This window comes from Epilithonimonas bovis DSM 19482, from assembly GCF_900108115.1.
Taxonomy (GTDB): Bacteria; Bacteroidota; Bacteroidia; order Flavobacteriales; family Weeksellaceae; genus Epilithonimonas; species Epilithonimonas bovis.
In genome coordinates this window covers 118265-129872 of record NZ_FTPU01000001.1, presented here as the reverse complement: position 1 = coordinate 129872, position 11608 = coordinate 118265, and the positions used below count along the sequence as shown (strand labels likewise).

Annotated in this window: 10 protein-coding genes; 9 read left to right on the top strand and 1 reads right to left on the bottom strand. The window is 40.5% G+C overall.

The genetic code is table 11. The features are described 5' to 3' along the window. Positions 1-627: an NAD(P)H-dependent oxidoreductase gene (locus tag B0B05_RS00575; protein ID WP_076781433.1), complete on the bottom strand. Its 627-nt coding sequence runs from the start codon at positions 625-627 to the stop codon at positions 1-3. 330 nt (positions 628-957) lie between these two features. Between B0B05_RS00575 and mraZ the strand changes: the two genes are divergently transcribed. The 9 genes from mraZ (at position 958) to murG (ending at position 11555) form a co-directional block, all read left to right on the top strand. After that, positions 958-1425, top strand: coding sequence for a division/cell wall cluster transcriptional repressor MraZ (gene mraZ, locus B0B05_RS00570; protein ID WP_076781431.1), 468 nt, complete (start codon positions 958-960; stop codon positions 1423-1425). A gap of 72 nt (positions 1426-1497) precedes the next feature. Further along, positions 1498-2391 (top strand): 16S rRNA (cytosine(1402)-N(4))-methyltransferase RsmH, encoded by an 894-nt coding sequence (rsmH, locus tag B0B05_RS00565; protein WP_076781430.1) that lies wholly within the window; start codon positions 1498-1500, stop codon positions 2389-2391. Between the two features lie 53 nt (positions 2392-2444). Further along, complete coding sequence (locus B0B05_RS00560) at positions 2445-2816, top strand: FtsL-like putative cell division protein (protein ID WP_076781428.1); 372 nt, start codon at positions 2445-2447, stop codon at positions 2814-2816. After that, on the top strand, positions 2797-4794 hold the full coding sequence (locus B0B05_RS00555; protein WP_076781426.1) for a penicillin-binding transpeptidase domain-containing protein: 1998 nt from the start codon (positions 2797-2799) through the stop codon (positions 4792-4794). Before B0B05_RS00560 ends, B0B05_RS00555 begins: the two co-directional genes overlap by 20 nt. A gap of 40 nt (positions 4795-4834) precedes the next feature. Further along, positions 4835-6295 (top strand): UDP-N-acetylmuramoyl-L-alanyl-D-glutamate--2,6-diaminopimelate ligase, encoded by a 1461-nt coding sequence (locus B0B05_RS00550; RefSeq protein ID WP_076781425.1) that lies wholly within the window; start codon positions 4835-4837, stop codon positions 6293-6295. A gap of 6 nt (positions 6296-6301) precedes the next feature. Then, a complete protein-coding gene (gene mraY, locus B0B05_RS00545) occupies positions 6302-7543 on the top strand; it encodes a phospho-N-acetylmuramoyl-pentapeptide-transferase (RefSeq protein ID WP_076781423.1) in 1242 nt (413 codons plus the stop codon). Positions 7544-7671: 128 nt separating this feature from the next. Beyond that, the gene (gene murD / locus B0B05_RS00540; RefSeq protein ID WP_076781421.1) at positions 7672-9021 is read left to right on the top strand and encodes a UDP-N-acetylmuramoyl-L-alanine--D-glutamate ligase; all 1350 of its coding nucleotides are present in this window, start codon (positions 7672-7674) and stop codon (positions 9019-9021) included. Between the two features lie 13 nt (positions 9022-9034). Next, on the top strand, positions 9035-10270 hold the full coding sequence (locus B0B05_RS00535) for an FtsW/RodA/SpoVE family cell cycle protein (RefSeq protein ID WP_076781419.1): 1236 nt from the start codon (positions 9035-9037) through the stop codon (positions 10268-10270). Between the two features lie 145 nt (positions 10271-10415). Next, a complete protein-coding gene (murG, locus tag B0B05_RS00530) occupies positions 10416-11555 on the top strand; it encodes an undecaprenyldiphospho-muramoylpentapeptide beta-N-acetylglucosaminyltransferase (RefSeq protein WP_076781529.1) in 1140 nt (379 codons plus the stop codon). The last annotated feature ends 53 nt before the right edge of the window (positions 11556-11608 follow it).

The following is an 11608-nucleotide window of genomic DNA, read 5'->3' as shown; positions in this document are numbered from 1 at the left end:
TTAAAAGAATTTGATGAACTTATCCGCAGGTTTTCTCACTTTTTTGAAATCCTGGAAAATATCGTCTTCGGCACGGTAGCCCAAGGCCAATACAACACTCACTTTTTCATTGTTTTTATCGATATGTAAGACATCTTCTATAATATCCTGCCTGAAACCTTCCATCGGGCAGGTGTCCACGCTTTCTTGTGCTGCAGCCATAATCATAGAACCCAGCATAATATAACTTTGTTTCTCGGACCAGTTTTCCAACTCTTGTTGTGTGTAATGGTTAAGTAACTGATTAATATTCTTTCTAAAAGATGATAACTGCTCCAGCGTGATGCCCCGCTCATTAACAATGTGACTAAAATAGTTGTCCACATAATCTTTATTGATATTGGTCTTAGATACCAGGACAATCAGGTGGGAGCAGGTAGAGATCTGAGAAGGATTATAGAATGCTGGTGCAAGTTTGCGAAGCGTATCATCATCTCCTGTGACGATCAGGTGATAAGGCTGAAGCCCCTGCGAACTTACTGATAATCGTCCCGCTTCCAGGATATTGTCCAGCGCTTCGGGAGTGATTTTTTTTCCGTCAAATTTTTTTACAGAATAGCGCCAGTTGAGTGCTTCTAAATAATTCATAAGTAACGACTTACTGATTGTGAAAATATTTCTATTATCGCCGGCACTGTTTGCTGCTTTGCTATCGGTCTTATAGGGGGGGCGATTTTATGTAACAAATATACGGATTTTGAATTTTGGCTTAGAATCGTTTTAAATAAGAATTCTAAAACTTAAGGCTTTAATATAAAATGCTTTAACTACGGGCTTTATGGGTTAATCGATTTATAAATAATTTGTAATCAAAACCTTAGAGTGACAGGGTTGGTGGGTGGAAAAGTTATAAACAATAAGTAAAATTGTGGGAGAAAGTGGTAAAATGTGGTAGAATTTTATATAAATTTGCTCCAAATGAAAAATTTCATTGGAACATACGAGTGCAAAATAGATGACAAGGGGCGCATCAAACTGCCTGCTTCGCTAACGAAGCAGATGGAACATTTTGCAGATGAGCCATTTGTGATCAAGCGGTCGGTGTTTCAGAAGTGTCTGGAAGTATATCCCATGAAGCCGTGGGAAAAGCTGATGGCAAAGATAAACAGTCTTAACCGGTTTGTGAAAAAGAACGCTGATTTTATCAGGATGTTTACCGCAGGTGTAAAAACTGTGGAGCTGGATAATGCCGGGCGTTTACAGATCAGCAAAGATCTGACGCAATTTGCAAATCTCGAGAAAGAGATTGTGATTACCAGTGCCGGAGAATTGTTTGAGATTTGGGATAAAGTGTCTTACGAGAAGGTGATTGCTGTGAGTGAAACAGATTTTGCCGGTCTGGCCGAGGATGTTATGGGAAATATAGACGTAGAGGAATTAAATTAAATCATCAAACAAGGATAATCAATATCCCTAATTAAATCATTTATCAATCATCACTTATCAATTATATAAAGTATGTATCATAATCCAGTCTTATTAAAACAAAGCGTAGATGCCCTGGTAATCAATCCTGATGGTATTTACGTGGATTGTACTTTTGGAGGTGGTGGCCACTCACGAGAGATCCTCAGCAGGCTTTCTGATAAAGGGAAATTATTTTCTTTTGATCAGGATCTGGACGCATTGAAAAATGCGATTGATGATCCCAGATTTACGCTGGTTAATCAGAATTTCAGGTTTTTAGAAAACTCAATGATGGCTTACGGCATTTCTCAGGTAGATGGGATTTTAGCTGATTTGGGTGTTTCTTCACATCAGTTTGATGAAGCAGAGCGCGGCTTTTCTACAAGAAGTAACGCGCCGCTGGATATGAGGATGAATGTAATGCAGGGCCTTGATGCTAAAAAAATCATCAACGATTACGAAGAGGAAGATCTGGCAGATATCTTTTATCATTACGGAGAATTGCGGGAAGCAAGAAAATTAGCAAGAGAAATCGTTCATCACAGAAAATCTAAGAAAATTGAGACCACCGAGGATTTGAAAAGTCTCTTTAGTTATATCCCGGCTTTTAAGCAGAACAAATTCTTCGCTCAGGTTTTCCAGGCGATAAGGATAGAGGTCAATCAGGAATTGGAAGTGCTGAAGGAAATGCTCGTTCAGTCTTACAAAATTTTGAAACCAGGCGGCCGGCTGGTGGTGATTTCTTACCATTCTCTCGAAGACAGGCTTGTGAAGCGTTTCCTGAAAAACGGCATGTTCGAAGGGGAACCACAGAGGGATGTTTATGGCAATTATGCAAAAGCATTCGAGTTGTTGCAGACCAAAGCGATCATCCCCGATGACAACGAGATTGAAGAAAACTCACGTGCAAGAAGTGCAAAGATGAGAATAGGAACAAAACTATAAAATGATAAAGGATAAGCGATCAATCAGTCATCACTTATCAATTATATTAAGACGTGGCAAAGCAGACGAGTTATAACAAGCAGAGGAAAAAATTGACTTTTATGGATATCATAAAAGGGAATTTCCTTAACCGCGATGAGGTTAAAGCTCATTACAAATATTTTCTGTTTGTATTTGGCTTGCTGCTGGTGATGATTTATTGTAACCACTTGGTTAGTAAAAAGATAGAGCGGGTAAATAAACTGAAGGAAGAAACAGAGGAATACAAATCCCGCAATGCCTATGCACAAAGCCGGCTGATAAAAATTAGAATGGAGTCGGAGCTTGGTAAAGAGATGGTTCAGGATTCCCTGGTGAGTCTGGAAAGCCACCCGATGAAATTATTGATAAAAGTTGACAGCACAGATGATAAAGCAGCCCAATAACAATTACGAAAAAAAGCGTTCCAATGCACTCAAGTGGGGTTACCTTTTTGTGTTGGGAGCTCTTGTTTTGTTTGTAACTTTTTTAGCAAGGATTCTCATTCTTCAGAATACCAATGTGGAGGAGTTTGAGAATAATTATATCAGCAAAAATTACCGTGAAGCGACATTGAAGGCGGCCCGGGGAAATCTTTTTGCTTCCGATGGTTCTATCCTGGCGACAACTGTGATGCGTTATGATGTCTATCTGGATTTCAAATCCATGAGGGACACTATCTACACCAATAATATTGGCGCTTTGACAGATTCCCTCAGCAAAATGTTTGATAAGCCGCGTAGCTATTTCAGAGCCAAATTAGATGCTCAGAATCAGAAGAATAACCAATATTATCTTTTAGCGAGAGGACTCGATTTTGACGAGTATGACCGGATTCGCAATTTCCCGATTTTTAATAAAGGTAAAAACAAAGGCGGTTTTATTGTAGAGAGAAATTTCCGCAGAGAACTGGCAACAACCCAAATTGGAGCAGGAACCATCGGTGCTGATAATGGCGAGTCAAAATCAGGCCTTGAAGGTGCTTTCAGCAAATATCTTACCGGGATTGACGGTAAACGCCTGGAGCAGAGAATCAATTCATCCCAATGGAAACCAATTGATTACTGGAAAGTTCAGGAGCCTGTAGATGGGCAGGATGTTTACACCACTTTGGATCTCAGGATTCAGGATATTGCGCATTCGGCACTGGAAAATCAGTTAATCAAATTCAATGCAGATCACGGTTGCGTGGTAGTGATGGAGACGGCAACAGGTAAGATCCGAGCCATGGTAAACCTGAGAAGAACCGAACCCGGAACTTATGTTGACGCTTACAATTATACCGTAAAAGATGCGCAGGAGCCAGGGTCAACCTTCAAAACGGTTTCGCTTTTGGCAGCTATGGATGACGGTTTTATTGATGAAAACACAAAAGTGAATGTGGGCAATGGTATCTGGACTTACGCCGGGCAAAGAATTACAGACGGGCACGGCGGCGGAACGTATGATGTAAGTGATGTCCTGGCCAAATCGAGCAACGTGGGGGCAGCAAAACTCATTACTTCCCATTATGCAGATAAGCCGGAAGTTTTTATTGATCATCTTAAAAAATGGAAGATGTTTGATAAGATGAAGATCGAGTTGCCGGGGATTGCCAAGCCGTCTATCCAAACACCTCAGAGCAAACGCTGGAACAGAGCAACTTTAGCATCTCTGGCCTATGGTTACGCATCCAGTTTCCCACTCTTGCAAATGGTAACATTTTATAATGGCATTGCTAACAAAGGTAAAATGGTGAAGCCGCTGTTTATTGATAAAATTATGAAAGACGGTAAACTTCTTTACGAAGCAAAGCCGGAAGTAATGGTGAATAAAATGGCTTCTGACAAAGCCATACAGATGATGACAGATGCGTTAACCAAAGCGGTTGAGAAAGGGACGGCCAAAAGTATCTACACTCCGAACCTTAAGATTGCCGGCAAAACCGGTACCGCCAGGTTCGAGTACTGGAAGGCCGGCCCCATGAAATATCAGGCATCTTTTGCGGGTTTTTACCCGGCAGATAATCCCAAGTACACCTGTATTGTGGTGGTTAATCAGCCCGATACTTCAAAAGGATTTTATGGCGGAACGGTTTCCGCACCGGTTTTTAAAGAAATTGCCGGCAAAACATTTTTGAAAACACCTTTGAACGTTGAAAAAGACCTGCTGGTGGAACATAAGGTAGATCTTAACAAAATGACGCCTCCTAATGTCAAAGTCAATGTTAGAAAAGATTCTATGCCAAATCTTGTTGGTTTGATTGGCAAAAATGTGATTCCGCAGCTCGAAAATTTGGGCTACCGCGTTGATTATAAAGGTGTGGGTAAAATCACAGGACAGTTTCCTGCGGAAGGAGCCAGCATTGGAAAAAACCAAAAGATATACCTGAACCTGCAGAATTAATATAATACAAAAGCAATTTGCCAGAAGCTAAAAGCAAAATATGAATTTAGAAATAATATTACAAAGAATCCCGGTTTTAGAAACCGTCGGAACACTGGAAAAAAAGGTTTCCGAGATTGTTTTTGACAGCAGAAAAGCGGTTGAAGGGTCTTTGTATGTTGCACTGAGAGGAACGGTTGCTGATGGGCATTCTTTCATCAATTCAGCTATAGAAAAAGGGGCCAAAGTGATTGTTTGCGAAGTATTGCCTGCAGAAATTATTGCTGAGGTGACTTATCTGAGAGTGGCAGATTCTTCCAAAGCTTTGGGACATCTGGCTTCTAATTTCTACGGAAATCCGTCAAAGAAACTCAAACTGATTGGCGTTACCGGCACTAATGGGAAAACCACGGTGACGACGCTTTTATATGATATTTTTAGAAATCTGGGGCATCAGTCTGCATTAATTTCGACCGTGGAGTATAGGATCGGTGACGAGATTATCCCTTCTACACACACAACGCCGGATGTCATTAGACTGAATCAAATGTTGGCGAAAGCAGTAGAAATCGGTTGCGAATATGCTTTTATGGAAGTGAGTTCTCACGGGATTGTGCAAAACAGGATAGAAGGTTTGCATTTCAAAATTGCTGGGTTTACCAATCTTACACATGATCATCTTGATTTTCATAAAACATTCCAGAATTATCTGAATGCCAAAAAAAGATTCTTTGACGAGCTGGAAGATTCTGCGATTGCCATTACTAATGCCGATGATAAAAATGGACTGGTGATGTTGCAAAATACCAAAGCCAAAAAGAAAACTTTTGCGCTGAAAACCATGGCAGATTTCCATGGGAAAGTCTTGGAACTGGACTTCAATGGGATGTTGCTGAATTTTAATAACAAAGAATTCTGGACCACGCTCACTGGGAAATTCAATGCTTACAATCTCCTTCTGGCGTACGGAATTGCTTTGGAATTAGGAATGGATGAAACAGAGGTGCTTCAGGCTATTTCCAAACTTCACAGAGTTAACGGGCGTTTTGAAACGATCAAGTCCGACAGCGGCATTTTCTTCGTAGTGGACTATTCGCATACGCCGGATGCCCTGGAAAATGTGCTGGACAGCATCAACGAGATCAGAACGAAGAACGAGAGATTGATTTGTGTTTTCGGTTGTGGCGGTGACCGCGATAAAACCAAACGCCCGGAGATGGGAGATATTGCGACAAAAAAATCGACTTTGGCCATTATCACTTCTGACAATCCGAGGACGGAAGACCCTCTGGAAATTATCAAAGAAATAGAAGCCGGCGTACAACCTCAGAATTACAGCAAATACACTTCTATCCCCGACAGAAAAGAAGCGATAAAAATGGCGATCAAATTTGCAGAACCAAATGATATTGTTTTGGTTGCAGGTAAAGGCCACGAGACCTATCAGGATATTGGTGGTGTGAAGCATCATTTTGATGACAAAGAGACGATTAGACAGTTGCTACAATTAATGGGAAAATAAAAAATTATGCTTTACTATCTCTACGAATATCTTTCCAGCCACGGGATTCACATTCCTGGAATGAATTTGTTCAAATACATTTCGTTCCGTGCAGCGATGGCCGTTTTGCTGTCTCTGATTATTGCGATGGCTTATGGAAAAAAAATTATCAAATATCTCAGAAAAAAACAGATGGGAGAACTGGTAAGAGATCTTGGTCTGGAAGGGCAAAAGCAGAAAGAAGGAACACCTACAATGGGTGGCTTGATCATTATTCTGGCCACGTTGATTCCGGTTTTACTCTTTACGCGGATTACCAATGTTTATATTGTTCTTTTGATCATCTCTGTATTGTGGATGGGCGCAATCGGCTTTTTGGATGATTATCTTAAAAAAGTTAAGAAAAATAAAGACGGGCTGAGTGGAAAATTCAAAGTCATTGGGCAAGTTGGCCTGGGGCTGATTGTAGGCATTACCATGTATTTCCATCCGGACATTACCGTGAAGAGGAAGTATGCGGATGCCACCATTCTCAACCGGAATAATGTGGAAAAAAACTTTATGCCGGAAGAGAAAATCCCTGTATCCACAGTGCCTTTCACCAAAAATAACGAATTTGATTACAGCGGCATATTATTCTGGATGGACAACGAGAAAGCGCACGAATGGGCCTGGGTTGTTTTTATCCCCATCGTGATTTTCATTGTAACAGCCGTATCCAACGGCGCCAACATTGCAGACGGGATTGACGGATTAACAGCAGGTACAAGTGTCGTGATTTTGTTAACGCTGGCCTTTTTTGCCTACGTTTCCGGGAACATCATTTTTGCAGATTACCTCAATATTATGTTCCTGCCTCATATGGGTGAGACTACCATCTTTGCTTTGGCTCTGGTAGGCGCCGTTATCGGGTTTTTCTGGTACAATACTTATCCGGCGCAGGTTTTTATGGGAGATACGGGAAGTCTGATGCTGGGTGGCGTCATTGCCGTTTTGGCCATTATCTTAAGGAAAGAATTATTGATCCCGGTATTATGTGGTGTATTCCTGATCGAGTTGGTGTCTGTGATCCTACAGGTGTGGGTGTTCAAGTATAGAAAAAGGAAATACGGTTTGGAGTATGCTCAAAACCACAGACTGTTCAAGATGTCGCCCCTTCATCACCATTATCAGAAAGAAGGTTTTCACGAGAGCAAGATCGTCAACCGGATGATCATTCTGGGTGTGATGTTAGCGATTATCTGTCTGATCACACTGAAGGTGAGATAGAGAGTTGTAAAATGTAAAAAGTATAATGTACAATGTATTTTTTACAGAATAAATTAAAAATTAATAATAAAAAAATGTACAATAGATAAGTCATTTTACTTTGTACATCATACATTTTTCAAAAGAATATGAGAGTAGTCATACTTGGAGGCGGTGAAAGCGGCGTAGGTGCTGCATACCTGGCAAAAGCCAAAGGCTTTGATGTCTTTCTATCAGATATGGGAACTATCCGTGAGAATTACAAAAAAGAACTGGATGAGCTTGGGGTAGATTATGAAGACGGGAAACATTCTGAGGAAAAGATACTGAATGCCGATTGGGTTATCAAAAGCCCTGGAATCCCGAAAAAGGCAGAAATGGTGCTGAAGATTCAGGAAAAAGGAATCAGATTATCTTCTGAGATTGAGTTTGCGTCTGAGTTTACCAATGCCAAAATTATTGCCATAACAGGAAGTAACGGGAAAACAACCACCACGTCTTTGATCTACTATATTCTGAAAGAAGACGGCTTCAATGTCGGCTTGGGTGGCAACATCGGGAAAAGCTTTGCAAAGCAGGTCGCCGAAGAACATTTTGATTATTATGTACTGGAAGTAAGCAGTTTCCAGTTAGATGATATTCAGAATTTCAGACCCTATATTTCATTATTGTTGAATTTGTCCAAAGACCATCTGGATCAGTACAATTACAATTATGAAGAATATGCTTTGGCAAAATTCAGGATTGCGGAAAACCAGGAAGTTGATAATTTCTTCATTTATAACAAAGATGACGAGATGAGCAAATCGATACTTGGGAAACTGGATCTGAAAGTGACTAAAGTTCCTTTTTCATTAACCGAAAAGTTGGATAAAGGCGCTTACTCCATCGATGATAATTTCGTAGTGAATATCAATGATGGTTTTACAATGAATATTAATGACTTATCACTGGTTGGTAAGCATAATGTTGCCAATAGCTTAGCAGCAAGTATAGCGGGTAAATTATTGGAAATCAGTAACGAAAGCATCAGGCATTCATTAATGACTTTTCAGGCCGTGGAGCACAGGTTAGAGACTGTTGCAGAAATCGGTGGTGTAAAATTCATCAACGATAGCAAGGCTACCAATGTCAATGCCACCTATTTTGCGCTGGAAAGTATGAAGCAGCCGGTTGTCTGGATTGTTGGCGGAAAAGACAAAGGAAACGATTATACAGAGATAGAAGATCTTGTGAAGAAAAAAGTGAAAGCAATTGTCTGTTTAGGGATTGATAATCAAAAAATTATAGACTTTTTCAAAGACAAGAAAACACAGATATATGACACATCCAGTATGGCAAAGGCTGTAGAAGTTTGTAAATCTGTTGCTGAGAAAGGCGATGTGGTATTGCTGTCACCTTGCTGCGCAAGTTTTGATTTGTTTAGCGGTTACGAAGATCGCGGCAATCAGTTTAAAAAAGAAGTTTTAAAGAGCGAAAAGCCATTGGCTAACAGCTAATAGCAGAAAATAAATGGAAAACCCAACTACAGAAAACAAATTCGAATTGCTGAAAGGAGACAAGGTCCTTTGGTCGGTCATCATTTTGATTTCCTTCCTGTCCGTGTTTCCGGTATATTCTGCAAGCTCGAATCTGGAGTACATTGTGAATAACGGGACTACAACAGGTCACGTTATCAAGCATATCCTTTTTGTGCTGATTGGTTTGGGCATTATGCGTTTTGTAGGTACCGTTAAGTACGAATATATTGGTAAACTGAGTTCAATTTTATTGTTGATAACCATCGGTTTGCTACTGATTACCACTTTTACGGGTCAAAAGATAGAAGGTGCCAGTGCATCACGGTGGCTAAAGATCCCGGGAACGCCGATCTCTTTTCAGCCGTCGTCTTTCGCTTACCTGATGCTGATTATCTATCTGTGCAGATATCTGACAAAAAAAATCAAAAGAGAAAGGTTACCACTGGAAAACATCATTTACATATTCGGGCCAATCCTCGTTGTTTTCGGGCTGGTTGCCAAAGACAATGGGTCTACGGCCTTGATGATCCTGATGGTGTCCATTATTGTGCTGATTATAGGGCAGTTAGCATGGCAATATGTTGCCGGATTTATCTCATTATCGGTCGTGTTTGTTATTATGTTTTTGGTCATTGCGCTCAATACCAATATGTTAGGCGGGAACCGGGTCCATACCTGGATGAGCCGTATTGAGACCTTTACCAATTCTAAGAAAACAACCGATGTAGAGGACGAAAGTATCAAGGCCAAAAATTATCAGGTCATGCAGGCAAAAGCCGCGATTGTTCACGGTGGGTTCAATGGTATTGGGCCAGGGAAAAGTGCACTGAAACAAACTTTGCCGCAGTCGGTTTCCGATTTTATTTTTGCCATCATAGTAGAAGAATACGGCTGGATTGGTGCTTTTGTACTGGTAAGCCTTTATATGATAATGATTATCCGGATCGTCATCATTGCCAGTAAAATGCCCGCTTTTTTTGGGTCGCTGCTGGTGCTGGCAATCGGATTAATGATATTCATTCAATTATCTGTGAATATTGCGGTTGCTGTGAATCTGATTCCGGTCACTGGGCAGCCTTTGCCACTGATAAGTTATGGGGGAACATCTATGCTGGTAACTTATATCCAGTTGGGGATTATCCTCAATGTCAGTTCACGGATTCAGGTTTATGATGAAGAAGGTTTGGGCAAAAGACAAAGTTTGGAGGAGATCAATGATATAGCATAAAGTTGTAGGACGGAAGTCCGAAGATGGAAGTTTACGAAATAAAGAATATTTTAAAATTTGAATTACAAATATCAATAGGATTGGGCTTTAGACCATTCTAAAAATGAAAATTGAATTGGCTTTAGCTAAAACATATAATATAAGAATGAGCAATAAACTAAAAATATTAATGAGCGGCGGCGGAACAGGAGGGCACATCTTCCCGGCGGTTGCAATTGCGCAGGAGATCCAGAAAAGATATCCTGATGCAGAGTTTTTGTTCATTGGTGCCAACGGAAAAATGGAAATGGAAAAAGTCCCGCAGGCGGGATTCAAAATCGAAGGTTTGAATATCGCCGGATTCGACAGAGGCAATCTTATGAAGAATATCGGGCTACCTTTCAAAATCATTTCCAGTTTGATGAAAGCTAAGAAAATCATCAAAGATTTCAAACCGGATTTTGCGGTAGGAACTGGTGGTTTTGCAAGCGGGCCAGCATTATATATTGCAGCGAAAATGGGGATTCCAACATTTATCCAGGAGCAGAATTCTTTGCCTGGGAAAACGAATGTTTTCAATGCGAAAAAAGCAAAAGCAGTTTTCACGGCTTATCCGGACATGGAAAATTATTTCGCCGGGACAAAAACTTTTTTCCTGGGGAATCCGATTCGTCAGAATATCATTACGGACTTAATTGATAAAGATTCCGCAAAAGAAAAATTAGGCTTAGATAAACATAAATTAACGATTCTTTCCGTGGGTGGTTCACTCGGTTCCAGAACTCTGAACAACGGCTGGAAAGATAATTTTGATAAACTGATAGAGAAAGGTTATCAGTTAATCTGGCAGACTGGGAAAACAGATTATAAAACTATAGTTGATAGTTGTCAGTTGTCAGTTGATGGAAATGCCGGCAACCAACAACCAACAACTAACAACCAAATTCTCATTAGAGAATTTATCAGCGATATGGCATTGGCATATTCGGCGGCGGATGTGATTGTGTCCAGAGCCGGTGCGATTGCTATTTCTGAATTGGCGGTTGCGAAAAAACCGGTTTTGCTGGTTCCGTTTCCTTTTGCGGCAGAAGATCATCAGACCAAAAATGCATTGACTCTGGTTGATAAAAATGCAGCGAGAATGGTGAAAGATTCTGAGATGAAGGATAAATTCTGGAACACGCTTTCAGAAATCTGCGAGAACGAAGGATTAAGAAAAGAAATGTCCGCCAATATCGAGTTTTTTGCAAAACCAAAAGCGGCGGAAATGATTGTGGATGAGATTTTTAAAGTGATCAAGAAATAAAAGTGAAAAATAAGTAGAGCGGTGTCAGGCTGAGCCTGTCGAAGCCTTCGTAA

Bases quoted from the DNA above. Each gene is read 5' to 3' on its own strand.
- murG (WP_076781529.1), top strand. From the start codon at position 10,416: ATGAGCAATAAACTAAAAATATTAATGAGCGGCGGCGGAACAGGAGGG.
- B0B05_RS00575 (WP_076781433.1), bottom strand. From the start codon at position 627: ATGAATTATTTAGAAGCACTCAACTGGCGCTATTCTGTAAAAAAATTT.
- B0B05_RS00555 (WP_076781426.1), top strand. From the start codon at position 2,797: ATGATAAAGCAGCCCAATAACAATTACGAAAAAAAGCGTTCCAATGCA.
- rsmH (WP_076781430.1), top strand. From the start codon at position 1,498: ATGTATCATAATCCAGTCTTATTAAAACAAAGCGTAGATGCCCTGGTA.
- mraY (WP_076781423.1), top strand. From the start codon at position 6,302: ATGCTTTACTATCTCTACGAATATCTTTCCAGCCACGGGATTCACATT.
- B0B05_RS00550 (WP_076781425.1), top strand. From the start codon at position 4,835: ATGAATTTAGAAATAATATTACAAAGAATCCCGGTTTTAGAAACCGTC.
- B0B05_RS00535 (WP_076781419.1), top strand. From the start codon at position 9,035: ATGGAAAACCCAACTACAGAAAACAAATTCGAATTGCTGAAAGGAGAC.
- murD (WP_076781421.1), top strand. From the start codon at position 7,672: ATGAGAGTAGTCATACTTGGAGGCGGTGAAAGCGGCGTAGGTGCTGCA.
- mraZ (WP_076781431.1), top strand. From the start codon at position 958: ATGAAAAATTTCATTGGAACATACGAGTGCAAAATAGATGACAAGGGG.